20 protein-coding genes and 1 pseudogene are annotated in these 26,734 nt (G+C 61.1%); 14 read left to right on the top strand and 7 right to left on the bottom strand.

The window, feature by feature from the left end:
• The first annotated feature begins 127 nt into the window (after positions 1 to 127).
• Genes HJB84_RS01825 through HJB84_RS01800 form a run of 6 tightly spaced genes read left to right on the top strand, consistent with a single transcriptional unit; the run spans position 128 to position 8,274 of the window.
• Positions 128 to 2,650 carry a hypothetical protein gene (locus HJB84_RS01825; protein ID WP_221115104.1) on the top strand — a complete coding sequence of 841 codons (2,523 nt, stop codon included), beginning with the start codon at positions 128 to 130 and terminating at the stop codon, positions 2,648 to 2,650.
• Between the two features lie 16 nt (positions 2,651 to 2,666).
• Positions 2,667 to 3,761, top strand: a complete 1,095-nt coding sequence (locus tag HJB84_RS01820) for a glycoside hydrolase family 105 protein (protein WP_207584679.1) — start codon at positions 2,667 to 2,669, stop codon at positions 3,759 to 3,761.
• Positions 3,758 to 5,122: a glycoside hydrolase family 28 protein gene (locus HJB84_RS01815; protein ID WP_221115103.1), complete on the top strand. Its 1,365-nt coding sequence runs from the start codon at positions 3,758 to 3,760 to the stop codon at positions 5,120 to 5,122. Before HJB84_RS01820 ends, HJB84_RS01815 begins: the two co-directional genes overlap by 4 nt.
• Positions 5,110 to 6,216: an ABC transporter ATP-binding protein gene (locus tag HJB84_RS01810; RefSeq protein WP_221115102.1), complete on the top strand. Its 1,107-nt coding sequence runs from the start codon at positions 5,110 to 5,112 to the stop codon at positions 6,214 to 6,216. Before HJB84_RS01815 ends, HJB84_RS01810 begins: the two co-directional genes overlap by 13 nt.
• Before the next feature lie 2 nt (positions 6,217 to 6,218).
• Entirely contained in the window at positions 6,219 to 7,214 is a 996-nt protein-coding gene (locus HJB84_RS01805) for a carbohydrate ABC transporter permease (RefSeq protein WP_221115101.1), read from the top strand.
• Positions 7,215 to 7,227: 13 nt separating this feature from the next.
• Complete coding sequence (locus tag HJB84_RS01800) at positions 7,228 to 8,274, top strand: carbohydrate ABC transporter permease (RefSeq protein WP_221115175.1); 1,047 nt, start codon at positions 7,228 to 7,230, stop codon at positions 8,272 to 8,274.
• Between the two features lie 164 nt (positions 8,275 to 8,438).
• On the opposite strand, the gene HJB84_RS01795 is transcribed toward HJB84_RS01800, so the two are convergent.
• The gene (locus tag HJB84_RS01795) at positions 8,439 to 9,590 is read right to left on the bottom strand and encodes an ROK family transcriptional regulator (protein WP_221115174.1); all 1,152 of its coding nucleotides are present in this window, start codon (positions 9,588 to 9,590) and stop codon (positions 8,439 to 8,441) included.
• A gap of 266 nt (positions 9,591 to 9,856) precedes the next feature.
• On the opposite strand from HJB84_RS01795, the gene HJB84_RS01790 reads away from it, so the two are divergent.
• Positions 9,857 to 10,885, top strand: a complete 1,029-nt coding sequence (locus tag HJB84_RS01790; protein ID WP_207584683.1) for an AraC family transcriptional regulator — start codon at positions 9,857 to 9,859, stop codon at positions 10,883 to 10,885.
• On the opposite strand, the gene HJB84_RS01785 is transcribed toward HJB84_RS01790, so the two are convergent.
• Together HJB84_RS01785 and HJB84_RS01780 are read right to left on the bottom strand one after the other, a co-directional pair.
• Positions 10,882 to 11,961: a LacI family DNA-binding transcriptional regulator gene (locus tag HJB84_RS01785; protein WP_207584684.1), complete on the bottom strand. Its 1,080-nt coding sequence runs from the start codon at positions 11,959 to 11,961 to the stop codon at positions 10,882 to 10,884. The genes HJB84_RS01790 and HJB84_RS01785 overlap by 4 nt on opposite strands.
• 176 nt (positions 11,962 to 12,137) lie before the next feature.
• Positions 12,138 to 12,770, bottom strand: a complete 633-nt coding sequence (locus HJB84_RS01780; RefSeq protein WP_207584685.1) for a TetR/AcrR family transcriptional regulator — start codon at positions 12,768 to 12,770, stop codon at positions 12,138 to 12,140.
• Positions 12,771 to 12,882: 112 nt separating this feature from the next.
• Here HJB84_RS01780 and HJB84_RS01775 point away from each other — a divergent pair, with 112 nt between their 5' ends.
• The 5 genes from HJB84_RS01775 (at position 12,883) to HJB84_RS01755 (ending at position 21,082) form a co-directional block, all read left to right on the top strand.
• Entirely contained in the window at positions 12,883 to 13,956 is a 1,074-nt protein-coding gene (locus HJB84_RS01775; RefSeq protein WP_207584686.1) for an efflux RND transporter periplasmic adaptor subunit, read from the top strand.
• Positions 13,953 to 15,038, top strand: coding sequence for an efflux RND transporter periplasmic adaptor subunit (locus tag HJB84_RS01770; protein WP_221115100.1), 1,086 nt, complete (start codon positions 13,953 to 13,955; stop codon positions 15,036 to 15,038). The genes HJB84_RS01775 and HJB84_RS01770 overlap by 4 nt, the downstream gene beginning before the upstream one ends.
• On the top strand, positions 15,035 to 18,106 hold the full coding sequence (locus HJB84_RS01765) for an efflux RND transporter permease subunit (RefSeq protein ID WP_221115099.1): 3,072 nt from the start codon (positions 15,035 to 15,037) through the stop codon (positions 18,104 to 18,106). Before HJB84_RS01770 ends, HJB84_RS01765 begins: the two co-directional genes overlap by 4 nt.
• 263 nt (positions 18,107 to 18,369) lie before the next feature.
• The gene (locus tag HJB84_RS01760) at positions 18,370 to 19,473 is read left to right on the top strand and encodes an alpha/beta hydrolase (RefSeq protein ID WP_259671003.1); all 1,104 of its coding nucleotides are present in this window, start codon (positions 18,370 to 18,372) and stop codon (positions 19,471 to 19,473) included.
• Positions 19,474 to 19,630: 157 nt separating this feature from the next.
• Positions 19,631 to 21,082, top strand: a complete 1,452-nt coding sequence (locus tag HJB84_RS01755; RefSeq protein WP_221115098.1) for an NCS1 family nucleobase:cation symporter-1 — start codon at positions 19,631 to 19,633, stop codon at positions 21,080 to 21,082.
• Positions 21,083 to 21,140: 58 nt separating this feature from the next.
• Here HJB84_RS01755 and HJB84_RS01750 read toward each other — a convergent pair whose 3' ends face one another.
• Positions 21,141 to 23,024 (bottom strand): methyl-accepting chemotaxis protein, encoded by a 1,884-nt coding sequence (locus tag HJB84_RS01750; protein WP_221115097.1) that lies wholly within the window; start codon positions 23,022 to 23,024, stop codon positions 21,141 to 21,143.
• 135 nt (positions 23,025 to 23,159) lie between these two features.
• Here HJB84_RS01750 and HJB84_RS01745 point away from each other — a divergent pair.
• A pseudogene (locus HJB84_RS01745) lies at positions 23,160 to 23,249 on the top strand (DUF4272 domain-containing protein); the annotation flags it as partial.
• Between the two features lie 156 nt (positions 23,250 to 23,405).
• Positions 23,406 to 24,449, top strand: a complete 1,044-nt coding sequence (locus tag HJB84_RS01740; protein WP_207584691.1) for a magnesium and cobalt transport protein CorA — start codon at positions 23,406 to 23,408, stop codon at positions 24,447 to 24,449.
• 14 nt (positions 24,450 to 24,463) lie between these two features.
• On the opposite strand, the gene HJB84_RS01735 is transcribed toward HJB84_RS01740, so the two are convergent.
• From HJB84_RS01735 to HJB84_RS01725, 3 genes are all read right to left on the bottom strand, one after another.
• On the bottom strand, positions 24,464 to 25,237 hold the full coding sequence (locus HJB84_RS01735; protein ID WP_207584692.1) for an aminoglycoside phosphotransferase family protein: 774 nt from the start codon (positions 25,235 to 25,237) through the stop codon (positions 24,464 to 24,466).
• A gap of 25 nt (positions 25,238 to 25,262) precedes the next feature.
• A complete protein-coding gene (locus tag HJB84_RS01730; protein WP_221115096.1) occupies positions 25,263 to 26,144 on the bottom strand; it encodes an MBL fold metallo-hydrolase in 882 nt (293 codons plus the stop codon).
• A 69-nt stretch (positions 26,145 to 26,213) separates the two neighbouring features.
• Positions 26,214 to 26,576, bottom strand: a complete 363-nt coding sequence (locus HJB84_RS01725) for a hypothetical protein (RefSeq protein WP_207585194.1) — start codon at positions 26,574 to 26,576, stop codon at positions 26,214 to 26,216.
• Between the last annotated feature and the right edge of the window lie 158 nt (positions 26,577 to 26,734).

Here is a 26,734-nt window from a genome sequence, read left to right as displayed (position 1 = left end):
ATACTTGACATTCATTCCGTCAAGCTATTTTCTATGCCAATAGCGATGTTTTTGAGCAATTTTCAAAAATCAAGCACTCGAATAACATAATGAAAATATTTTCATTTGATTGCGGAGGAGGCGATCTGTGAAAACGGAAAGCATCAAGCAGCCGGGTGACGTGGCGCCGGCTTATAGCGTGGCCGAGGGCCAGACGATAACGGCATGGGCCGTTTCGGGCCTCATCGCCAGCTATTTCCCCGGCGAGCCGGCGCTCGCCGAAGATCGCGTGAACTATCGCTTCATCAACGGTTTCGTCGACGTCGGCGACCTGCCGTGTCGCAAGGCCTTCTGGTCGACCATGGTGGGGCGGGCGCTCATCGCCGACACGTCCTGGCCGACCGAAAGCCTGTATCTCCCGGGCTCGAACCGCCGCGTCGAGTTTACCAGCTTCTGGCATGTGCCGACGCATATCAGGCGATGGCTGAAGGGCACGTTCAGGACGGAAGCTCCGCGCACGCTCAATCTCGCGCTCAAGACCTGCGGCGGCGTTCGCATCTGGGTCAACGGGCAGGAGACGGTGCGCTTCGAGCCCTTCAAGCGCAACACCGAAAGCGCAACTGAAATAGCGCTGTCGCTCGATGCCGGCGACAATGAGATTCTCGTCCATACCGAAGATCTTGCCGAGCGCGACACGACCTGGTTCTTCGAGCTCGAAATGCTGGACAAGGAGCCGCTCTGCGTGCTGCTGCCGGTATCGCTTGATCAGGACGAGGTGCGCGAGCTGGAAGCGCTGTCACGCGGCGTGCGGCCGGCCCGCGACGTCTTCGTCAACCAGCCGCTGGAGATCATCTTCGACACGGCGCCCGAGCGCGACCTGCCGGTGGAACTCAAGGTCGTCGGCCATGGCCACGAGCGGCCCGTTCTCGCCCATTCGAAACTGACCCTGCGCGCCCATCAGAGCCGTCTGATCGCCGAAGATATCTGCGGCATTGCCGACGGTTATCACGGTATCCACATGACGATCGGCTCCGGCCCGGGTTCGGTCAGCCGCGTCATCGATGCCGCGTTCATGAGCAGCATTTCGCCATTGCCGCCCGAGCCGTCGCTTGCCGCCCGCAAGCAGCAGGCGTTGGAATACAGCGCCCGCTTCGGCGCCAACCGCGCCGGGCGCCTGATCGCGATGATGGAAATCGGCCATCAAGACCAGGAAAGCTTCGACCGCATCGTCGACGCGACACTTGCCTCGATCGAGGCACGGGAGGATTGCTCTGATTTCATTATGGTGCCGCTCTTGTGGCTGCTCGGCGCCTATGGCGACCGGATGCCCGAGGCGACGGTCGAACGCATCCGCCGTTCCGTTCTCTCCTACCGTTACTGGGTCGACGAGCCGGGCAATGACGCGATGTGGTTCTGGAGCGAGAACCACGTGCTCTGCTTCCATACCAGTCAGCTGCTGGCCGGGCTTCTTCTCCCCGACGCGGTATTCTCGGCTTCGGGGCGGACGGGACGGCAGCAGGCGGAACTCGCCGTCACGCGCCTCGGGCGCTGGTTCGACAGCGTCGAGGCCCATGGCCTGGCGGAGTGGAATTCGGCCGCTTATTACCCGATCGATTTCATCGGCCTGCTCGCATTGGAACGTTGGGCCGAGAGCGAGATCGCCGATCGTTCTCGCGGGCAGATCGACCTCATCTTCCGGATGATCGCTCTTCATACTCTGGCCGGCGTTCCGGCCGGTTCGCAGGGCCGCGCTTACGACAAGGAATTGCGCGCCGGCCCGCTGACCGAGCTCGCGCCTTTCGCCCAGGTCGCCTTCGGAACTGGTTGGCTGAACAACGGTGTCGCCGCGTTGACCATGTTCTGCGCCGGCGGCTACGAGCCGCCCGCCGATCTCGCCGAGCTTGCAGCACTTTCGCGGGGCAGAAGCGTCGAGGCGCGTTACAGCCAGGGGCTTGAGAGCGGCAAACTCGTGCTGTTCAAGAACGAGGCGGCGCAGCTTTCGACGGTCATTGATCACAAGACTGGCCAGAAGGGGCACCAGCAGCATGTTCTCGATATCAGGCTGGCCGGCCATCCGATGGCGAGACTCTGGGTCAATCATCCCGGCGAGGACGATCCCTGGGGCAATCAAAGGCCATCCTATTGGGCCGGCAACGGCATCCTGCCCCGCGTCGCCCAGCATCGCGACGTCGCCCTCCTGATCGAAGATACTTGCGACGCACGGCATGCATGGATGCATGCCTATATCGGCCGCGATGGGCTCGACGATCTCATCATCGAAGACAAGTGGCTGATCGCGCGATCGGGCAGGGGATTTTCCGCCCTCTGGGCCTCGAACGGGTTGGAACTGATCACCGACGGCCCGACCGGCGGTCGCGAGGCGCGCTCCTATGGGCCGCTCTGCGGCTGGGCGGCCATCGTTGGGTGCGGCAATGGCGACGCCTTCAAAGCCTTCCTCGAGCGCCTGTGCCAGACGACGGTATCCTTCGATCCCGCGCTTCGGTGCCTTGCGCTGACGCCGCCGGGTGGCCCGGCGATCTCTCTCTCCTATGCCGACGGTCTTTCGATCGCCGGCCAGCCCCGGCCGTTCACGCATGATCAGCCGCACCCGATCCTCACCCACGACAGTGCGGCCTCCGGCGCCGGCGCTGACAGACCGTTCTACTCCTGAAAGATAGGGCTCCCGCATGAACACTACATCTGTCGACAACGCCGCCCTCCTGACGACGATCGATCGGGTGGCGACGGCTTTCAGCCGGCTCAGAGGCATCAAGGAAGGTCTGGTGACCGGAAGCTCCACCTCCGGGATCCAGTTCGACGAATGGGACTGGGAAGTCGGCGTCGGCCTCTACGGCTTCCTGCGGCGGGCCATATCCACCAATGACCGGAAGGCGCTGGAGGAGCTCGTCGCCTGGTATGCCGGCCAGATCGAACGCGGTCTGCCGCCGCGCCAGATCAACAGCACGGCGCCGATGCTGCCGCTGGCGATCCTCGTCCAGCATGTCGACCGTCCGGATTTTCGCGCGCTCGTCGAGGACTGGGCCGATTGGCTGGTCAAGGAATTGCCGAAGACCGAGGAGGGCGGCTTTCAGCACGTCGTCAAGGAGCGCCTCAACGACGGCGAATTGTGGGACGATACGCTGTTCATGGCCTGCCTGTTTCTCGCCCGAGCCGGCGTGCTCTGCGAGCGCAACGATTGGATCGACGAGGCCGTCTATCAGTTCGTGATCCACACCCGCTACCTCTCCGATCCGGTGAGCGGTCTCTGGTATCACGGCTGGACCTTCAACGGCCGGCACAATTTCGCCAATGCCTTCTGGGCGCGCGGCAATGCCTGGATCACCGTCGCCATTCCCGAGCTCTTCGATCTGGTTCCGACGCTTGGCGAAAAGGACCGGCGGTTCCTTTCGAACGTTCTCGTCAGCCAGGTGCGCTCGCTGAAGGAGTACCAGAGGCCGGACGGGATGTTCACGACCCTTCTGGACGACCCCTGGTCGCCGCTGGAAACCTCGGCCACGGCTGGCATTGCCTATGGCATATTGCGCGCCGTCGATGCCGGCATTCTCGACGATAGCGATAAGGCTTATGCGGAGCGCGCGCTTGCGGCGGTGCTGGCGCAGATCGACGAAGAAGGCATCGTTCACGGCGTCTCGGACGGCACGCCGATGGGCCATGACCTCGATTTCTACCGGCGCATCCCGAACGTGCCGACGCCTTACGGCCAGGCGCTGACCATGCTGCTGCTGACCGAAGTCATCCTCGAAAACGGTCGTCGCCAATGAGCGCTGTATCTCTCGTCGCGATTGAGGCGGTCGATGGCGACAACACGGCCCGCCTTCAGGCGGCGATCGATGCTCTATCGGCTTCCGGCGGCGGACGGCTGGAACTGCTTGCAGGCATCCACATCTGCCGGGGGCTCCGCCTTCGCTCCGGTGTCGATCTTCATCTCGCCGCCGGCGCGATCCTGCGTCCCGTTCCGGATTATAGCGCCTACGCGCATACGATTGTTTCGGTGATCGCCGAGAAGTCGGACCGTGGCATGATCGTCGCCAAGGGCGCGCAGCGGATCAGCCTGACGGGGGAAGGGCGTATCGAAGCCGGCGGCGACAGCTTCATCATCGGAGATGACGAGACGGTGGGAACTTTCACCCCCGCCGAATTCCGTCCCCGCGTCGTCGTCTTCGAGAGCTGCGACGAGGTCGAGATCAACGCGCTGCATATCAGCCGCTCGCCTATGTGGACGCTGCATTTTGTCGATTGCACCGATGTCAGAGTCCGGAACGTGACGATCGACAACGACCGCCGCCTTCCCAATACGGACGGCATCGTGCTCGACGCCTGCCGCGGCGCCGTCATCGAGGACTGCACGATATCGACGGCCGATGACGGCATCTGCCTGAAGACCAGTATCGGTCCTGATGGTGTAGCGATCGGCCGATGCGAAAATATCCTTGTCCGCCGCTGCTCGGTTCAGAGCCTCAGCTGCGCGCTGAAGATCGGCACGGAAACCCATGGCGACATCTCCAATGTCGCTTTCGAGGATTGCAGTGTCTCATCATCCAACCGGGCGCTCGGCATATTTTCGCGCGACGGCGGCCGGATATCGAACGTCCGGTTTTCGCGGATCGCGGTAGAGTGCCGCGAAACGCCCGATGGGTTCTGGGGATCCGGGGAGGCGCTGACCGTTAATGTCGTCGACCGTGTCACCGAGCGCCCTGCGGGCGCCATCGGGAACCTCATCGTCGAGGACGTCAGCGGGCAGATGCAAGGGGCGATCACCGTCATTGCGGCCGCACCGGCCGGCATCCGCAACGTATCGCTGAGACGCATCGGCCTAGAACAGCAGCCGGGGCAACTCGGCACCGCTCAATCCTACGACCTGCGCCCGACCAGTGCCGATCTTGCCCCGAAGGTCGACGGCGGTGGCCGCGCAAATGCCTGGACGCGCGGCTCGGACGGGCGGGTGATCGGTCTTGAGAATTATCCGGACGGAATGCCGGCCATCTATGTGGCGGGGGTTGCCGGGATATTGATGAACGAGGTGCGGATCACGAGGCCGACACCGCTGCCGCAAGGCTGGAACGCAATTGACGTCGTCTTCGAAACGGCGGCACCCGATGGGAGTGGGGCATGGCAGAACTGAAACTTTCGAACGTCAACAAATCGTATGGCTCGGTCAAAGTCCTGCACGACGTCGAACTCGATATCAAGGACGGCGAGTTCGTTGTCTTCGTCGGTCCGTCGGGATGCGGCAAGTCGACCCTTTTGCGCGTCATCGCTGGCCTCGAAGAGGTCACGTCGGGGGCAATCGCGATCGGAGGCCGGGACGTCAGCGCACTCTCGCCGGCCGAGCGCAAGATCGCCATGGTCTTCCAGTCCTACGCGCTCTATCCGCATATGAGCGTTCGCAAGAACCTCGCTTTCGGCCTTGAAAATCTGAAGTTCAAGCGCGCCGAGATCGAGGCGCGCATTGCCGAGGCCGCCAGGATGCTGGCGATCGAACCCTATCTCGACCGGCGCCCGAAGCAACTTTCGGGCGGCCAGCGCCAACGTGTTGCCATCGGCCGGGCCATCGTGCGCGAACCGGATATTTTTCTCTTCGACGAGCCGTTGTCGAATCTCGACGCGGCGCTGCGCGTCCAGACCCGGGCTGAGATCACCAAGCTCCACCGCGAGATCAAGACGACGATGGTCTATGTGACGCATGACCAGGTCGAGGCGATGACGATGGCCGACAAGATCGTCGTGCTGCGCGCCGGGCGGGTCGAGCAGGTCGGCGCGCCGCTGGAACTCTTCGACAACCCGCGCAATCTCTTCGTCGCCGGCTTCCTCGGCTCACCGCGCATGAACATCATCAGGGGCAAGGTCTCGGCTATCGGTGAAAGCGGTGTGGCCATCGATGTCGACAACGGCGGCAAGATCGTCAGCGATGTCGACCCTGCCGGCATCGCGGTCGGGCAGGCCGTTCTTGCCGGTATAAGGCCTGCGCATTTTTCACGCGTCGGAGAGCAAGGACTGCCATTCGTCGTCCAGTATCACGAGGGCCTCGGCACCGAGACCTATGTCTACGGCAACCTTGCCGGCCACGACGAGCAGATCATCATTCATGAGGCCGGCCATTTCGCGCCCACGCAAGGCGACCTGATCTCGATCGACGCCGCTCCGGAACGGGTTCATCTGTTCGATCCCGAAAGCGGCCTGGCCTTTGGCCGGCGGCCCGGACAGGGGAGACGCTGAAGATGGCGGCGCTCAAAGCAGGTGCATTGCTGTCGCAGACAGGAGAAACGGCAATGAGGGTGGTCGAAGCCCCGATTAATGTGATTGAACGCATCTTCGGCCGCAAGCGCATGCCATGGCTGTTCCTGGCGCCGAACCTCGTTCTGTTCGCGATCTTCACGTTCCTTCCGATCGCGATTGCAGTGGGTTACGCCTTCACCGGCGGCACCAATCTTTTCGTGTCGGAGCGGCCCTTCGTCGGCCTGGACAATTTCCGGACGCTGCTTTCCTGCGGCAATTACCTGCAGCCGGGAACCTGCCAGGAATCGCTGTTCTGGACGGCGGTGTGGAATACGCTCTGGTTCGTGTCGTTCAACGTCGTCGCCACATTGCTGGTGGCGCTGATCACCGCGCTGATCCTCAACCGGGCGATTTTTGCGCGCGGCTTCTTCAGGGCGATGTTCTTCTATCCCGTCTTGCTGTCGCCCGTCGTCATCGGCCTGATCTGGAAATGGTTCCTCGATCGCAACGGGCTGCTGAACGCCTTCTTTCAGATGATCGGCGTTCCCCCGGAGATTTTCCTGCTGGATGTCGGCTGGTCGCGTTTCTTCGTCGTCGTGGTGTCGGTCTGGTTCCATATGGGCTTTTACACGCTCATCCTGCTCGCCGGCCTCCAGGCGATCCCGAAGGAACTCTACGAAGCAGCCTCCATCGACGCCGCTTCGCCGCGCCGCACGCTTTTCAGGATCACGCTTCCGCTGTTGGCCCCGAACCTGCTGGTCGTCTTCATCCTTCTGATGATCAAATCCGTGCAAATCTTCGATGAGGCGTGGGTTCTGACCAACGGCGGTGGCCCGGGCACGGCCAACAGCTTCATCGTCCAATACATCTACCAGATGGCGTTCAGCAGCGACCTTCGCCTCTTCGGACTTGCGTCGGCCGCATCGGTTCTCATGGGACTGGTGCTTCTGGTTCTCACCCTCATACAGCTGCGCCTCGGCAAGCGAATGGAGTCCTGAGATGACCAGCTCTATGAACCCGATCAGCTTCATGACGCGCACGCGCCGGGCCGGACGCATAGACATCACCGATATTCTGTCATGGGTCTGGCTGATCGGTGGAACGCTGGCGGTGCTCGTTCCCGTCGTCTGGGCGGGCCTCTCTTCGCTGAAGCCGGCGGCCGAGATCACCCGTTTTCCGCCGACGTTGCTTCCGCGCGCCGCCGTGGAGCAGACGGTGCCCGGCTTCGACAAGCCGCTCAGTCTCTGGCAGGTCACTATCGACGGTCAGCAGCGCGAAATGGCCATGGTGCGGCGCATCGGCCTCAAGGCGCAAGTGGTCGATCCGGCAAATCCGGGACCACCGGTCAGCGTCGACGTGAAGGGGATGACGCCGGTGCAGCATCTGACTATTGCCACCGAGAACTACACCGATCCGCTGACGCGCTTCAACTTCCTGACCTTCCTCAAGAATTCGGTGTTCGTCACGGTGGTTGCGACGCTGCTGACCCTCGTCGTCAATGCGATGGCGGCTTTTGCGCTGTCGAAATACAAATTTCGTGGCGACACAACTGTTTTCGTCATCATCATTTCAACCTTGATGATCCCGCTCGCCGTCGTCATGGTTCCGGCCTATCTCGTCATCGTCGGGGTCGGGCTTGCCGACAACCTCTGGGGTGTCATCCTGCCGACAGTCGCCTCTCCGACGGCCGTCTTCCTGCTGCGGCAATATATGCTGACCATACCCGATGAGCTGATCGAGGCGGCGCGCGTCGACGCGGCGAGCGAATTCTGCATTTTCTGGCGCATCATCCTGCCGCTGACGGCGCCGGCGCTGGCAGTGCTGGCGATCTTTTCGGTGCTCTGGCGCTGGAACGATTTCCTCTGGCCGCTCATCGTCCTCAACAGCCGCGAGAATTTCACGCTGCAGGTCGGTCTCAACGCATTTCAGGGAGAGTTCTCGGTGCAGTGGCACTATATCCTGGCGATGACCTTCCTCAGTCTGCTGCCTGTCACTATCGTGTTCCTGTTCCTGCAGAAATACATCACCACCGGCATCGCCGGAACAGGGATGAAGTGAAGGGCGAGGCGTGGAAATAGACCTGCGCCCAACATCGAAGAACCATACCCGTACCTCCCGGCTGAAGCGTGTCGCATCGAACGTGATTCATGCGGTGCGCTTTGGCCGTTGGTTTGGTCATGGTTCCGAAGGTCTGCGTCATCCAGGCACTGCTGGCAAAGGTATCACAAAACAGTTTCAAATAGCGGGATCAAGGCCGCGCCGATTGCGCCTGGGGCATCGATGATCTGTGCCACCGCAAGGCTGGGAACGTCGCGCAACACGCCGTGCCGAGGCAGATTGTTGAATTCGGTCCGTTCGATAAGCATTCTCGCGAGTGAATGCGGAAGCTCGCCGCCAAGGACGATCAGTGCCGGGTCGAATATCGCGCTGATCGCATTGATGGCGCGATTGTGGGCCGGAGTGACGCGGTCGACCCATTCGCGAACGCCATCCCAATCCACCAGGTTTTCGTTCTTCAGATCCTTGAGGGTCAAGTCGGAGCGACCTTTGCTGCGTAGGTATTCAAGCAATTGGCCGAGTGCAGGACGGTCGCCGTAATCCTGACGCGCGAAGAGAACGGAGAATTCACCGGCGTTACCGAAACTGCCGCGAAACGGCATGCCCCCGGAAACCAGGCCGCCGCCATAGCCATGAAGATGAGCGATATAAGCGAAATCCGCGGCATCACGGCCAACGCCGAAGATCGCTTCCGCCAAAGCTGCGGTCCTGGTGGCATTGTCTGCCCAGACCGGCAAGCCGAGCTGCTTCCCAAGCAAAGGCGCTAGGTCGATCAATGACCAATGAGCGAGCGGCAGAGGACAATTGAAGGCCGTTTCCAGCATACGGTGGCCGGCGACCGCCAGGCCGACGCCGAGAATGTCGCGGCGTTTGGCGCCCCGGCGAGCCAGAATGTCTTCGACCGCCGCTTCGATCTGTTCCAGCTCAGCCGACAGCGAAGTGCCCGCCTGCTGGATTTCCAAGTTTTCCAATGGTTCCCCAAAGCCCATGAGGCAAAGGCCGATCGAGCCGACGTTGACGGAGATTCCAAGTGTCAGACACCAGTCCTTTCGAAGGGACAGCTCCGGGCTGGGCGGACCTGACCGTCGGCCTTCAGAATGCGAAAAGACGATCATTCCTCGCTCATGAAGCCGTGCGACGATCCTGTGCAGGGATTGCTGGGTGAGATCGAGCGGCTCGGTCAGGTCGGAGCGCTCGATCCCTGGGGATTTCCAGATCAGCCGCAAGAGGTCCCGTTCGTTGCGGGACGCCACTCGGGCCGGTTGTGCATCTCGCAAAAAATGCGCGGCAACATGTTTTAGCGGATCATACTTCATTTGCAGTTCGTTTTGATTTACACTGTGAGTGTGAAGCAGATTGCAGGTGCATGTTGCTTCTGTCAAATGAGGGGATTCGATCCCCTGTTTGCCGAGCTTGCTTACCTCATCAAGATTGGCCAAGCCAGCCGAGATGAGTGCATTTCAGGGACTCGAAGAGCGGGTCCGTGCGTTTGGAGGAACCCATTCGCCAGCACTGCAAGCTCGAGCGAGATGGAACGCTCGGCCTTGCGGCAGGCGGGTGCTGAAAGAGAGGATCGAGCAACATGATTTCCTCGCGATACGAGAATACGGCGCGCGCTCCTGAGCGCGAGAATTATGGGTTCGCACCGATGCATCAAGGCCGCGACTTCGAGTCGATGGTTCAAACACTGTCGGCGGGTTATGGGGTTTTCGCCGCACAGCCGCTAGGCAACGATCGAATCTTCCCCTGGGCGGCAGACTTGAGAAGAGGCAATGGATTTACGGTTCTTCACTCCGTCTTTCAAAGTTCTTGGACAGTTCGAACGCTCAATGAGACGCCGCAACACCTTGCCTTCTACCTTCCGCATACCGGATCCTTTCGGGTGTCCATTGGAAAAAGGTCGGTTGAAAGTGGAGCGGGTCACCTTCTCATGGCCAATAATCATGAGGCCGATGATCGTTTCGTCCAAGGTCCGCACACTTCGGATGTACTCTTCCTCGACTGGGGAGTCGTGAAGCGAATGCTCGTTTCACTTATGGAAACACCGCTCTCCGAGTCGCTCGACCTTGAGCCCGTTCTGGATCTTGCGACACAGTCGGGCCAGCTTATCGGCAATCTGGTACAGACAATCGTCCAGGGTATGCGCAACGGCGGTCCGCTTTTGTCCTCCCCTCTCGCCATGGCGACGATGAGCGAGACCCTCGCTCACCTCGTGATCCGATTTGGCCACCACCGCCTTTCAGGTCAAATGGAAAAAAAGAAAATATCGCTGGTTGCGCCTTGGCATGTCCGACGGGCCATCGACTATATGCATGCCAAGATCGCCGAGCCTCTCACCATGGCGATGGTTGCGGATAATGTCGGCGTTTCACTTCGCGCGCTGCAGACGGGATTCAAAGCTTTCAGGGGGACTTCTCCGGCCTGTTATCTGCGCTCCATCCGGCTGCAGGCAGCCCGCGAACAACTGCGGGATCCAACAAACCAACGATCCGTCCGCGAGATCTGCGCGATATGGGGTTTTGCGCATGCGGGCAGGTTTTCCATCATCTACCGCGGCACCTTTGGCGAGAGCCCGCGGGATACGCGACTGCGGGCAGAGCGTTTGCGTTAATTCAAGCCTTTGGGATTCTGAGGCCTTCCGACAGGTTCTTGACGCGGCGGCGCGACGCTGCGGCGCAGGACGAGATGGCATCCGAGTTCCAGGCGATGGGCCGGGCGCTGCGGGTCGTTGGCGATCAGCCTTTGTTCGATGAGTGCCAGTGCGGCGGCGCCGAGCTTGTCGGTGGGAACGCTGACCGTTGAAAGCGGCGGACGGCTGAATTCGCCGGGGACGATATCGTCGAAGCCCAGCACAGAGATCGCTTCCGGCACGCCTATGTCGCGATCGGCCAATGCCTTCAGGCAGCCGAGCGCCAGATTGTCGGCCGCGCAGAAGACGGCGGTCGCCCCTTTCAGCGTAGGATCGCGGTCGAGCAACGCATTGATGGCAGCCTCGCCGTGTCTCGGCTCATATCCCTCGGCCTCCAGAATCATATCGTCCGGCACGGGAAGCTGGGCGGCGAAATAGGCATCGGAAAAGCCGTCATATCTCCGCTGGATCGTCGTGCGGCCCTTCCAGGTCAGGTGCAGGATGCGGCGATGCCCGAGCGCCAGCAAGTGCGCGATGCCGAGCCTTGCTCCGAAGCGGTTTTCGGGTGTCACCGTATCGACCAGCATAGCGGGATCCTCGCCGTTGACGATGACGACCGGCATGTCAGGGGAGGCGAGGCTGCGGATGAGTTCCGGCTGATCGTCGTTCAGGACCACGATGCCGTCGGCACGCTCCGAAAGCGCGATCTGCCTGACATGAGCGCCGTCGATGCGCCGTCCGGTGCTGACGAAGGGTACGATCCGGATGCCGCGACGCTCGCACTCCCTTCGAAGACCGTTGAGGATCGTCCAGCTCACTAGGTTAAGGTCGCTCTCCGGCGCGGCATCATCGGGAATGGCGAGAAGCAGAACGCGCAGCGCCGCAATCGTCGCCTTCTTTCGCCGGCGGTCGAGGTAACCCAAGCGTTTGGCCGAATCCAGAACCCGTTCGCGCACTTCTATCGTCAGCGGCGCGGTTCCGTTCAGAGCGTGCGAGGCCGTGCTCAGCGATACATCAGCGTCGCGCGCGACATCCTTGAGATTGACTTTGCGTTCCACTTTATTCCGTCGCGAATTGAGGTCGTGCCTTCGAAGGCACAAGCTAACTCGATGTTTTCACATAAAAACTTCAGAAAATCTACGTGCGCTGCAGCCTATTTTTCCTGTTTCGGCGAAAACCGGCCGCAGCGCTGCCGCAAATGAGCGATGATCGCGGGCGCTGGAACCATTGGCGATCAGTGAGGCTTGGCGAGCAAGCCGTTGAACAGCAGGTCGAAATAGGTCCGCAGGAAGGCCTCCTTGTTGGGAGTGGGCACGCGGCGGTCGTCGAATATCAGTCGCAGAACCGTCGTCGTCAGGATGGGCGCGACCACGATGTCGGAAAATTCCACCGGAACCTGACGAAACTCCCCCGAGGCCATGCCCTCCAGAATGAGAGCGTCGATCTTGGCGATGATCGGCGCAATGAACTGATCGTGGTGGCGATCGATCAGGTCGGGAAAGCGCTGTCCCTCCGAAATGACGAGTCGCGTTAACTCGCGCGTCGCGCGGTCCTCGGGAATTTGCTCGTAGAAGAGTCCCAGAATTGAAACCAGTCTGTCGGTAGCGCTGCCGCTGAGCCGATCGGCGATCACGACCAGTTCCTGAAACGGCACGGAGAAGTGGTTGATCATCGCTTCGAATAGCTTTTCCTTGGTTTCGAAATAGACGTAGACCGTGCCCTTGGTGACGCCGACCCGCTCGGCGATGTCTTCGACCCTCGTTCCGGCAAAACCGCTTCTGACGAATTCCTCGAAAGCGGCATCCAGGATCTGGATGGGTCGCAGCGCTTTCTGTTCTGCGCGTGTGAGTTTCTTCTGAGCTGCCATTTTTCTCGCCTTCCTTTGTCGTGCGCGCCCTCGTTCCCTCCGGCGCAAAGTTTCATTGACTAATGCGTCAGTCAATTATATAGGAGCTGCCGTTGAGAGCAAGAGGTCTATTATGAGAACCATTCAGGTCGCCGCAGCGATCGTATGCGCCATCGGTCTCGGGTCATGCAGTGATGACAGCCGACCGGCCGGACCAACCCCGCGGCAGGTCGGTGTTGTCGTCGCCAAGCCTGAGCCGCTGGTCCAGGGCGGTGCGATCACGGGAGAAGTCCGCGCCCGCGTTCAGACCGATCTGTCCTTCCGCGTCAGCGGCAAGATCGTCGAACGGCTGGTGGAAATCGGGCAGTCCGTGAAGGCGGGTCAGCTTTTGGCCCGCATCGATCCGGAAGAGCAGAAGGCCGATCTGGACGTGGCGGCGGCCAATCTTCAGTCGGCGCAAGCGCAGCAGACCCAGGCGCAGCTGGCATTCGATCGCCAGCAGAGCCTGTTTCGAACGCAGGTGACGACCCGCGCTGCGCTCGATCAGGCGCAGGAGGCGCTTCTGACGGCCCGGGCATCGACGAAGTCGGCGCAGGCGCTTTTCGAAACCGCCCAGGACACCCTGTCCTACACCGAGCTGAAGGCGGACGTCGACGGGGTGATCACCGCCCGCAATGCCGAGGTCGGGCAGGTGGCGCAGGCCGCTCAGGTCGTCTTCACCCTTGCTCATGACGGCGACCGGGACGCCGTCTTCGAGGTGGTCGAAAGCGCCTTCCTGCGCCCGATCGCAGGCGACGGGACCGTGGCCCTCCTTTCGGACCCGACGCAAAAGATCACGGCGAAGGTTCGCGAGATTTCGCCGACGATCGATTCCTCCACCGGCACCATCAAGGTCAAGGTCGCGATCTCGAGCGACGCTCCCATTCCGCTGGGCGCTCCCGTCGTCGGAAGATTCAACTACGTCTCCCAGGACGTCATCCAGCTTCCCTGGTCGGCAATGACCGCCAAGGACGGCAAGCCAGCCGTCTGGATAGCCGATCCCGCATCGTCAGAGGTCTCTGTGCGGGCCGTCGATGTCACCGGCTACGAGACCGGCAGCTTTATCGTGAAATCGGGCGTGTCGGCAGGAGAGGTCGTGGTGACTGAAGGAACAAAGTTCCTCAGGCCCGGTGAAATCGTTTCTTATGTCAAGGAAGCTTCCAAGTGAGTATTCGTCCCAAGATAGTCGCACTAATGATGGGTACGGCCCTGATCTCCTCCTGCACGCGGCAAGAGGATAACAACGAAGAAGCGCCGCGTCCCGTGCTGTCGATGACAGTCACGCAGACGCCTGCCACCAGTCTCAGCCTGACCGGTACAGTCGAGCCGACGATCGAGACCGAGCTCGGCTTTAGGATTCTCGGGCGGATGATCGCCCGCAACGTCAATGTCGGAGAGGTCGTCAAGAAGGGCGATGTCGTCGCAGCCATCGATCCGCTGGCGCTGGAGCTTGCCGTGCGCAGCTCCCAGTCCGATGTGGAAAACAGCGACGCCCAGTTGAGGAACGCGGTGACCACCGAGCAGCGCCAGCGCGCGCTGGTGGAATCGCGCTCCGGTACCGAAGCCTCGCTCGAAGAGGCCGAGCTGGCGAGACGATCGGCCTCGGCCGCGGTCGCCAAGGCGCAGGCCAATCTCGACAAGGCCAATGAGCAGCTCGGCTATGCGCAGCTTCGCGCGGAATTCGACGGTGTGGTGACGGCGGCCTCGGCCGAGGTCGGGCAGGTGGTATCAGCCGGCCAGACGGTCGTGACCATCGCGCGGCCGGACAAGCGCGACGCCGTGGTCGACGTGCCGCAGGGCACTGCCCAGAAACTGAAGATCGGCGCGCCCTTCGAAGTGACGCTGCAGCTCGATCCCGCAATTCGTGCGTCAGGGGTCGTGCGCGAGATCGCGCCGGAGGCGGACGCCTCCACTCGCACGAGCCGAACGAAGATCGCGCTTACCGATCCGCCGGAGGCCTTCAGGCTCGGTGCCGTTATATCAGCCTCGGCCACCATTGCCGCCGATCCGGAGATCGTGCTGCCGTCTTCGGCAATCCTTGCCGGCGCCGAGGGCCCGAGCGTCTGGATCGTCGACGTGCCCGGCAAGAAGGTATCGCTGCGCCGCGTGAAGATTGACGGCGACGTCGTCGAAGGCGGCAGCGTCCGCATCGCAGAGGGGCTTGCCCCCGGAGACAGGGTGGCCGTGGCAGGCGTGCATAAACTTGAAGATGGCCAGGCCATCAGGATCGACCAGGAGATCAGCCAGTGAAGTCCTTCAACCTTTCCGACTGGGCGCTCAAACACCGTTCGCTCGTCTGGTACTTCATGATCGTCTTCATTCTCGCCGGCGCCTTCTCCTATTTGAACCTCGGCCGCGAGGAAGACCCGAACTTCACGATCAAGACAATGGTGATTACGGCGCAGTGGCCCGGCGCTTCCGCCGAAGAGATAACGCGGCAGGTGACGGACAGGATCGAAAAGAAGCTTCAGGAATTGGAGTCGCTTGACTACACCAAGAGTGAGACCGTCGCTGGCCAGACGACCGTCTTCGTCGAACTGCTGCCGACCACCAAGGCTGGGGATGTCGCGCCGACCTGGCTGCGCATCCGCAACATGATCGCCGACATTAAGGGAGATTTTCCGAGCGGTGTCGTCGGACCTTTCTTCAACGATCGCTTCGGCGACGTGTTCGGAAACATCTACGCCTTCACGAGCGATGGGCTGACCCAGCGGCAGCTTCGCGACCTCGTGGAAAACGCCCGCTCCGAGGTTCTGACCGTGCCCAATGTCGGCAAGGTCGATGTGGTCGGCGCTCAGGATGAAGCGATTTACCTCGAATTCTCCACGCGCCAGATCGCAGCACTCGGCATCGACCAGCAGTCGGTGATCAGCACCCTGCAGGCGCAGAACGCCGTTACCCAGTCCGGCTTTGTCGATGCCGGGCCGGAGCGTATCGCCTTGCGGGTGAGCGGACAGTTCACCTCCGAGGAAAGCCTGCGGTCGATCAACCTTCGCATCAACGACCGCTTCTTTCCGCTGACCGACGTCGCCACGATCAAGCGCGGTTATGTCGATCCGCCGTCGGCGCTGTTCCGCTTCAATGGCGAACCGGCGATCGGACTTGCGATCGGCATGAAGCAGGGCGCCAATCTGCTGGAGTTCGGCGAGGCGCTGGACGCGCAGATGAAACGTATCGTTGCCGATCTTCCGATCGGCGTCGATGTCCACCGCGTTTCCGATCAGCCGGCCGTCGTCGACGAAGCGGTTTCGGGCTTCACCCGCGCGCTCTTCGAAGCGATCGCTATCGTGCTTGTCATCAGTTTCATCAGCCTCGGCTTGCGCGCCGGCATGGTGGTGGCGATTTCCATCCCTCTTGTGCTCGCCATCACCTTCGTGGTGATGGAATATTCCGGCATCTCGCTGCAGCGTATTTCGCTCGGCGCGCTCATCATTGCGCTCGGACTGCTCGTCGACGACGCCATGATTGCCGTAGAGATGATGGTGGCCCGTCTGGAAGCGGGCGACGATCTCAAGAAAGCCGCCACTTACGTCTATACATCGACGGCTTTTCCGATGCTGACGGGAACGCTCGTCACCGTCGCGGGCTTCATTCCCGTTGGTCTCAACAACAGCGCCGCAGGCGAATTCACTTTCACGCTTTTCGTGGTCATCGCGGTTTCGCTGGTTGTCTCCTGGATCGTGGCGGTGCTGTTCACGCCGCTTCTCGGCGTCACCATCCTGCCGAAGACCATGAAGTCGCATCACGAGAAGAAGGGCCGCTTCGCCTCCTTCTTCTCCTGGCTTCTGGGGCTGGCGATGGGCTGGCGCTGGATCACCATCGCGCTCACCGTCGCCGTGTTCGGCCTCTCGGTCGTCGGCATGGGGCTGGTGCAGCAGCAGTTCTTCCCGAACTCGGACAGGACCGAGCTCGTCGTCGACTGGAACCTGCCGCACAACAGCTCGATCGCCGAGACCAACAGGCAGATGGCCAAGTTCGAAAAGGAGATGCTGGCCGGCAACAAGGACATCGATCACTGGACCACTTATGTCGGCCAGGGCGCGCCGCGCTTCATCCTCTCCTTCGATGTGCAGACGCCTGATGTCTCGTTCGGACAGACGGTGATCGTCACCAAGGGGCTTGACGTGCGCGACAAGGTGCGGGCGGACCTGCAGGGCTATCTGACGAAAACCTTTCCCGGCACCGACGCCTTCGTCAAGCTCCTCGATATCGGCCCTCCGGTGGGCAAGCCGGTCCAGTACCGGGTCAGCGGCCCCGATATCCAAAAGGTGCGTGACATCTCCCAGCAATTTGCCGGCATCGTCGGTACGCATCCGCTTCTCGCCAACATGGTCCTGGACTGGAACGAGCCCTCCCGCGTCGTCAAGGTCGATGTGCTGCAGGACAAGGCGCGCCAACTCGGCGTCTCCTCCGAGGATATCGCCACCGCCCTTAACGGCATCGTCGAAGGCTCGACGGCGACGCAGATCCGCGACGACATCTACCTGGTCAATGTCATCGGGCGGGCCAGGGCATCGGAGCGCGGTTCCATCCAGACGCTGCAGAACCTTCAACTTTCCACCTCCAACGGCAAGGTCGTGCCGCTCTCAGCCGTCGCCAATTTCCGCTACGAGCTCGAGCAACCGACGATCTGGCGTCGCGACCGGCAGCCCACCATCACGCTCAAGGCAGCCGTTATCGGCTCGACGCAGCCGGCCACGATCGTCGACCAGTTGAAGCCGAAGGTGGAAGAATTCCAGAAGAGCCTGCCCGTGGGATACAAGGTGGAAATCGGCGGCGCGGTCGAATCCAGCGCCGAGGCGCAAGGGCCGATCGCGGCGGTCGCTCCGATGATGCTGTTCGTAATGGCGACGATCCTGATGATCCAGCTGCAGAGCTTCAGCCGCCTGTTCCTGGTCTTTGCGGTGGCTCCGACGGCTCTAATCGGTGTGGTTGCGGCGCTGTTGCTGAGCCATGCGCCGATGGGCTTCGTCGCCATCCTCGGCGTGCTGGCGCTGATCGGCATCCTGATCCGCAACTCCGTCATCCTCGTCGTGCAGATAGAGCATCTGCGCGCCGAAGGTGTCCCGGCCTGGCAGGCCGTCATCGAGGCGACCGAACATCGCATGCGGCCGATCATGCTGACGGCAGCGGCCGCCACCCTCGCGCTGATCCCGATCTCGCGCGAGATATTCTGGGGACCGATGGCTTACGCCATGATGGGCGGCATCGTCGTCGGAACCGCGCTCACCCTGCTGTTCCTGCCGGCGCTCTACGTCGCGTGGTTCAGGATCCCGAGGGATGAAGGCGCCCAGGCCGGTGCCGCGGCAGAGGCGTGAGGAAGCTAGTGGCTATTTCATGCCGCCGTGGCTGCAACACGGACTGGAACGCAATGCGTGGGATGGCACAAGCGATTGCCATCCCACGCGGGAGCAGGAATCGCACTCCGAGTGACGACATGGGCAAAACCACACTCGTGACCGCCAGCGACCTTTGGAAGAATGGATCGATGGCGGAGCGGCATTCCCGAGAGGTGTCGAAGGGAACTCCTGCTGGTCCGCCGAGCATCGCTGCGGCCATCACCGTTGGCATCGCCCTGGCGATGCTTGGCGGCTGCGCCACGCGGCCATCGCCGGATGTCCTGCAACCCGTGCATCTCGATAAGCCCGTTTCGCTGAACAAGCAGGTTCATGGCGAGAAGGCCCCGGATCGGGTGAGGGTCCTCGCCGCCACGAATCGAACCCCCGACAGAGTGCGCGGCGGTTTCGGCAGCGCATGGGCCGAGACGCTCACCTATGAGGAGTATGAGTTTTCGGTTCCTCCCGACCGAAAGGATACCGCGATCACCTATCCGACCGCGACGCCGGATCCCGAGCGGCAATTTGCCGTCATCGAGCGCGAGCAACTGCCGAAGGATGCCTTCGTGCAACAGGCGCTCGGTTCCGTGCAGGCCGACGGCACCGTTGGCATCTTCGTGCATGGCTACAACTACAGTTACCAGGAGGCGCTTTACCGCACCGCGCAGATCGCCGCGGATGCGAATATACCGGGTGCCCCGATTCTGTTCTCCTGGCCTTCGGCCGCGGCGGTCGCCGGCTATGTCGCCGACCGCGATGCGGCCCTGTCTTCGCGCACCGAACTCGCCTCGCTCGTCACGTCGCTGTCGGCTTCGGGCAAGGTGAAGCGTATTGTCCTTTTCGGACACAGCATGGGCGGGTTTCTGGTCATGGAAACGGTGCGCCAGCTCAAGCTGCAGCATCGCGACGATGTCATCGGCAAACTGGCGGTGTTGCTTGCCGCCCCCGACATCGATGTCGACGTTTTCCGCGCCCAGCTGAAGGACGTCGGGCGGATGCCGATCCCGATATCGCTTCTCGTTTCGAAGGACGACCGGGCGCTCGTGGCCTCGAGTTTCATCGCCGGAGAGCGGCCGCGCGTCGGGCGCCTTGATATCGACGATCCCGTCGTCGAGGAGGCTGCCGTGAAGGAAAGGCTTCGGGTCATCGACATCACGTCGATCCAAGCGTCCGACGGGCTGGGGCACGACCGCTACGCATCGCTCGCCAGGTTCGGCGCGCAGCTCGCCTCCTTCGAGAGCGGCAGGCGTTCGACCGCTGGTGACGTCGGCGCTTACGTCTTCGACGCCGCAGGTGCCGCGGTTGCAAGCCCGTTTCGCCTGGCTGGGCGTGTCGTCGGCTCACAGTGAACGCTTTCGCCAAGGACCGATCCGGCTCCGGCGATGGCTAATTCTCAGGCATCGCCAAGAGATGTGCATAATGTGACTATTAAATTGTCAGATGCACAAAGGAGGAGCAGACTTCCGGCTGTGGTCGATTTGACCTCAGGGATATGGGAGGGCATTCATGAGCATTCGAAATCCGTCTCCCTCGTTGTACAACGAGGATCTTGCACCCGCCGAGGAGCGTAAATGGGGTGCATTCAGTATCTTTAACGTCTGGACATCCGACGTTCACAGCCTGTGGGGCTATTATCTGGCGGCGAGCCTGTTCCTGCTGTGCGGCAGCTTCGTCAATTTCGTCATCGCTATCGGCATCGGATCGCTGGTCATTTTCGTGTTGATGAGCTTGGTCGGCAATGCCGGCGTGCGCACCGGCGTACCTTTTCCGGTGCTGGCGCGCGCCTCCTTCGGCACATTCGGGGCGAATGTTCCGGCCCTTGTCCGGGCCGTGGTCGCCTGCTTCTGGTACGGGGCGCAGACCGCCGCTGCATCCGGCGCCATCGTCGCCTTGCTGATCCGCAACGACAGCCTGCTCGCCTTTCATCAGAACAGCCATATGCTCGGCCACTCGACCCTCGAACTCATCTGCTATGTGATCGTCTGGGCGCTGCAGCTGCTGATCATTCAGCGGGGGATGGAAACGGTTCGCAAGTTCCAGGATTGGGCCGGTCCGGCCGTCTGGATCATGATGCTGATCCTTGCGGTCTATCTGGTCGTCAAATCAGGCACCTTCTCCTTCGGTGCCGAAATTCCGCGCGACGTGCTGATCGAAAAGACCAAGGATGCCGGCGTGCCGGGCGAGCCAGGCTCGGTCGCAGCGCTTGCCGCCGTGTCCGCCACCTGGATCACCTATTTCGCGGCGCTCTACCTGAACTTCTGCGATTTCTCGCGTTACGCAACGAATGAAAAGGCGCTCAGGAAAGGCAATCTTTGGGGGCTGCCGATCAATCTCCTGGCATTCTGCCTCGTCGCAGGTGTGACGACCACCGCCGCCTTCACCGTCTACGGGGAGGTCCTGCTGCATCCGGAAATGATATCGGCGAAATTCGAAAGCTGGTTCCTGGCGCTGCTTGCGGCGCTGACATTTGCGATCGCAACGCTCGGCATTAACGTCGTGGCGAATTTCGTGTCGCCGGCCTTCGACTTCGCCAATGTCTTCCCGCGCCAGATCAACTTCAAACGCGGGGGATATATCGCCGCAATGATCGCTCTCGTGCTTTACCCGTTTGCCCCCTGGGAGACAGGTGCGGCGCATTTCGTCAATTTCATCGGATCGACCATGGGACCGATCTTCGGCGTCATGATGGTGGACTACTATCTCATCCGCAAGAGCCAGCTGAACGTCGAGGCGCTTTACCATGAGAATGGCGAGTTCCGCTTCCAGAACGGATGGCACGGCAATGCCTTCATCGCATTCGCGGTCGGCGCGCTTTTCTCCTCGATCCTGCCGACCTTCACCAGCATCCTGCCGGATTGGTGGGGTACCTATGGCTGGTTCTTCGGCGTCGGAATCGGCGGGGCGATCTATTTCGTGCTGAGAATGGGCGCGCGGCGCAATCCAGCCTTCGCGTCATGACAAACGAAGGGCGCCCGGCATTGCCGCGCGCCCTTTATCGACTCCTGTTGCCGATAGTTCAGCGGCGTGCGGCAACCGCATGCACCGTTGCGCGGGCCATTGGTTGTTCCATTGTTCTAGCGGTGGAGCGAAGGGCTGAGGATTGGCTAGATGCGGCGTCGTCGAGCCTGAACTGGCTGATGAGTTCGCGCAGCGTCTGGGCCTGCTGGGCTAGCGAATCGGAGGCAGCGGTCGATTGTTCCACCATGGCCGCGTTCTGTTGCGTGGTCTGATCCATGCGATTGACGGCGACGTTGACTTCGCTGAGGCCGACCGACTGCTCTTTCGCCGAGGTGGCGATCGAATCCATATGGTGATTGATCTGGCTGATGAAGCCACCAATGGTCTTCAGGGCCTGGCCGGTGTCGCGCACAAGCTTGACACCGCTTTCCACCTCTTTCGACGAGTTCTGGATAAGACCCTTGATCTCCTTGGCAGCCGTTGCGGAACGCTGCGCAAGTTCGCGCACCTCCTGGGCGACGACGGCAAAGCCCTTGCCGGCCTCGCCGGCTCTTGCCGCTTCCACGCCGGCATTCAGCGCGAGAAGATTGGTCTGGAATGCAATTTCATCGATGACACTGATGATGTTGGAAATCTGCTGAGACGAGGTTTCGATCCGCCCCATTGCCTCCTCGGCGTGGGACACGACCTCGGCGGAGATCCCGGCGCTGCGATTTGCCTCGGTGGCGACCGTGCGCGTCTCCTCGGTTCGCTTGCTGGAGTTCGACACATTCGCCGTGATCTCTTCCAGCGCAGCCGCGGTTTCTTCGAGCGACGCTGCCTGCTCCTCCGTGCGTTTTGAAAGATCGCCCGCACCTGAGGAGATCTCCCGCGAGCCTTCGTCGATCGTGCCGATGCTTTCGGAAATCGCTCGAAGCGTTGTGCCAAGCTGCGTGACAGACTGGTTGAAGTCACGGCGCAGCGCCTCGAAGTCGGGTGCGAAGGCCTCGTTGAGCTGGAAGGCCAGGTCGCCTGCGGCCAACCGCTTTAGACCGGCGGCGAGGCCCGAGGTGGCGATGCGTAGCCGCTCCGAGGCGTCGGCTTCGGCCTGCCTCTGTGCGGCAACGCGGTCGGTCTCCGCTCTATTGCGATTCTCCTCGGCTTCCATCGCCATCCGCTTGTTGGTGATCGCGGCCTGGCGGAAGATTTCGACCGCCTCCGCCATCGACCCGATTTCGTCGGCGCGGTCGGCGAACGGGATCTCCGAACCGGTGTCCCCGTCGGCCAGCCGTCGCATCGAAGCGGTGATGCCGGTAATCGGATTGGCGATGCTCTTCAGCACGAAGGCGACAGCGCCGAGAACGAGCAATCCGGCAACACCGATCGTTGCAAGCAGGTAGAATTCTATGGAGGCGAAGGTCTCCTTGCTGAGGTCGGCAGCCTTCTTGCTGCCACTGACGTTCAACTCGACCAGGGCCGCTGTGGCTTCCTTGAGCTTGTCCGAATAGGAGCGCATCTCCCCGCCGAGATATTTCCCGGCTTCTTCGGTCTTGTTGGCGCGGGAAAGATCAAGCAACTGCGCGCTACTGGCGATGTAGCCTTCGACGCTTTCATCGATCGTCTTGATCAACTCGCGCTCGTGGTCGGATGAAGCCAGAGGAAGGTAGGCGTCCGCCGATTTGCGAATCGCATCCTCGGCGACCTTGATGGCCTCTTCGCGTGTTTTCTTTTCCGCCTCCGTCTGCGCAATGATGTGATCGCGGTAAACGAGGCGCAAATTCGTCATGGCGAGATTGATCGCCTGGGAAGCCTGTACGCTCGGCAACCAATTACTGGCAATCTCTTCCGTCGATCCGTTCGTCTTCCGAAGACCATCGACCGCGAGATAGGCGACAAGGCCGAAAAGAAGAGCTATGCCACTGAAAATCAACAGCAAACTTGATTTGATGTTTGGGCGGCGCATTGAAAGTCCTCGATCGAACTTCCGGCTTCTGACCGGACTGGATGAGGAGTTTCTAACAAAAACAATTTAACGATTTGCTCAATATGTAAAACGCCGTTTACCACCTTTTTGGAAAGCCTATGTCGCTTTTGCGCTCAGGGGGCTGTCTACGCACGCCACTACGCTCTCAACTGGCTGATCGGCTACATGGATCAGGACTGGGACGATATTTCCACGGATACGTGATTGCACGCGCCTTGCCACGATGAAGGCGCTGGGTCAGCCCTCCACATCGAGGCAGATGCATGTTTTACGAAATAGCATTATGATGGGCTGACCGCCTGACCGGCAGACGGATGGCTGCGGATATGTGATCCGTGCGGGAGTGGAGGACGGCAGGATTTGGAACAGCTGAAGAATCTGGACAGCATTTCCCCGCGGGCCGGCAGCGGTTCGACATCGCCGCCCTATGAACGTCCCGGCGTCGTGGCTGCTGCCGTTTACCAGCATGGGCAACGCATTCGCGACATCAGGATAGAAGAGGCCGGTGAATGGCGAGGCCGGGAGAATGCCGTCGTCTGGATCGGCCTGCACGAGCCGGATGAAGTGCTGCTGCACCAGGTCCAGGCCGAGTTCAATCTCCATGCCTTGGCGATCGAGGACGCGGCACAGCCCCACCAGCGACCGAAGCTGGAGACCTATGGGGACGCAATGTTCATCGTTGCCCGGACCGCCCATATGAAGGATGACGAAATCGTCTTCGGCGAAACGCATTTGTTCGTCGGTCGCGGTTATGTCGTCTCGGTCCGCCACGGGGACTCGTCCTCGTACCTGGCGGTGCGGCAGCGGTGCGAGGCGACGCCGACGGCGCTGGCCCACGGCGAGAATTATATTCTTTATTCCATCCTGGATTTCATCGTCGACAACTACATGCCGGTGATCGAGGTCGTGCAGGAGGAGGTCGAAAAACTTGAAGATCTGGTGCTGCGCGAACAGCTGGCAAAGTCCGACATCGAACGGCTTTACCTCTTACGCCGCAAGCTTCTGCGGCTGCGCAATGCCGTGGTGCCGCTCGTCGACGTCTGCCGGCGATATGAGCATGTCGATCTTCCCGGCATGGATCCGACGCTGCAATCGCTGTTTCGCGATGTGACCGATCATGTGCGCCGGGTCCAGGAGGATATCGACGCGCTGCGCGAGGTGCTGGCCTTCGCCTTCGAGGCCAGTGTGATGATCGGCCAGACGGAGCAGACGGCGATTGCCCGCAAGCTTGCCGCCTGGGCGGCGATCCTCGCCGTTCCCACCGCGATCGCCGGTATCTACGGCATGAATTTCAGCGATATGCCGGAACTGAAATTCCAGTATGGCTATTTCTTCGTGCTGGGTGTCATTGCCGTCTTGTGTCTGGGTCTGTTCGGTTTTTTCCGCCGAAGGAAGTGGCTGTAATTGCCAGAGGCGCGTCACCGCAGCGCGCGCAGCAGCCGATCTCGATGTTTGCTGATGTAGTCGATGTCGTTTAGATACAGCCGATCGTCTCCTGCGGCCACGTCCTCCACGAAGGTCTCGTCTCCGGCCGAGGCCCTTGTTTGCATGAAATTCACGAGCGCCTGAAGCCGCCTGCAGATCGTCTCCGGCAGCTGGCGCCGCTCTTCTGCCGTCGTGCCGTAAGCCATGCAGAAGATTTCCGTCCGCCGCAGCTGCTCATCAAGGCCTGATATCACGCCGGGATTGGAAGGATCGGACAAGGGCCCCCAGCGGTAAACAGCATAGGCCAGATCCCATAGGCGCGGCGCGGGATGGGCGGCGTCGAAATCGATGACCCCGACAGCCTCATGTTCTGCGGTTGCGACATTGTAAGGCGCATAATCTCCGTGGCAGACGATCTCGCGCGGTTCCTGCGGCGGCAGCATCCATGTCTGGACCTCGCCATCCCTTGCCAGAAACCCTTGAGACGCCGAGTGAAAATCGCGCAGAAGCCTGGCCGCGGAAATCAGCATGGTCTCTGATCCGACAAATGGGTCACGCAAGTCTTCGCAGACGCGCCCGGAGACGTAGCTGACGATCTCCTGGCCTTCCCCTGTGATGTCGATCGGCACCGGCGCTCCCAGAAAGTCTCTGGTCCTGAGATGGCGCAAAAACCGATGAACCGTCGGCGTCCATACGCCTGATGGTCTGATGACGGTGTTGCCGTCACGCCAGATCTGCCCGGCTCGCCCGCCCTCCAATGGTTTCACGTCATGGTCTCCTGCATGCTATCCCCTATGCGTGATTCCGTTTTTCGATATGGGCCTGAACCGTGGCGCCAAGATTTGTCTCGTGGCAGTTCCGGTAGAATGTCACCGTATCCAAAGGCATCCCGTCGGGAATGATGACGAAATCTTCAAGCCGGAAGTCGCTTGAGCGGCTGAGTTGTCCATCCGCCAGTTGGTTTTCGCTCAACCCATCGACACGATCGGCCAAGGCTTCGAAATAGACGAGGTTCGCATTCACCGTTGAAGGTGAAGACGTCTGGCCATGCGCGGGGATGACCAGTCTCGCATCGAGGTCACGGATACGCTCCAGCGAGGAACGGATCAGGCGAAGGTCTTCGGCACTTTTGCTCCAGACTTCGGGAATGGGGTATTCCACCGCATCGACCGCCAGGCAGATGCGAAGTTCGGGGATCCATACGGCGATATGGTCGGGCGTGTGCCCGGGCGTATGGATCAGTTCGAGCGTGAGATCGCCGCCGTTGAGAACCATCGAGCCGGAGAGGGTGATATCGGGACCGATGAGCTCGACATTCCGAAATCTCGATTCCTGACTGGCCTTGTCTCTGAGGATCTGCTGCGCGGAGGGATCACGCAAGCGGTCGAGCGCCGCGGCATGCGCTATGATGGGAGCGCGGCCCGCAATGGCGGCATTTCCCCAGAAATGATCCCAATCCATGTGCGAGTTGATGACCATCAGCGGGCGAGCTGCAGCCTTCTCTTCAAGCAGATCCAGCGCCATTCGGCATAGCTCGGGCGTCCCGAGCGTATCGATCAGGACGTTGAACCTCTCGGTCCGGACAAACACGCCATCGACTTCGTCGCCCGCTCGAACGATCACGATCCGGTCGTCAAGTTCGGGATAGGAGCACAGTTCTACCGATACATCCACGTCTGGTTGTCTCTATTGCAATCGAAGTGTTTTCATTCAGTACATCAAATCTTGCTCAGGTGCCCGCCCTTAAGGATGGTGCGACTTCCGCTCTACGGGAACATGCACATCCCAAGTTTTCATCACGGTGTTCGGCACCGCGGCTGCGCAAATCACCATGACGCTGGGTTTCGAACGGCCGAGGCTCGTCGGCGTCCATTGTGTTTGGAGCGGGACCGCGCATCGAGGAACCAGCACCTTGGCGTTGGGCTCCAACGCTTGCCATTGCTCGCTCCCCTTGGCGTTCTCACCCGAGATGAAACGCCTGGCCTCCTCGCGGATCTCAAACAGGCCGTGCTTGTGAGGAGTCGAACGATCGGTATCGATGCTCCAGGAGGCGAGGGACGAGACGCACGCTGCAAGCGTTGCAGTGACGAGTATCGTTCGAAACACCGATGCGCCGTCAACAGCCAAATGGGTACCCTCCTGGGAGAGGCGAGACTACCCAAAAGCGGCATGAATCCTCAAGCACTCTCTGCATTATTGAGCGCCGTTGATGAGCGAACGTCGGTGCGATCGGTGATCGTCGCGCATCGCGAATTGGCGGTTTC

This window comes from Rhizobium sp. NZLR1b (assembly GCF_019685155.1).
In the GTDB taxonomy this organism is placed as follows: Bacteria; Pseudomonadota; Alphaproteobacteria; order Rhizobiales; family Rhizobiaceae; genus Rhizobium.
The sequence above is the reverse complement of the archived record's forward strand: the minus strand, read 5'-3'. Positions and strand labels throughout refer to the sequence as shown.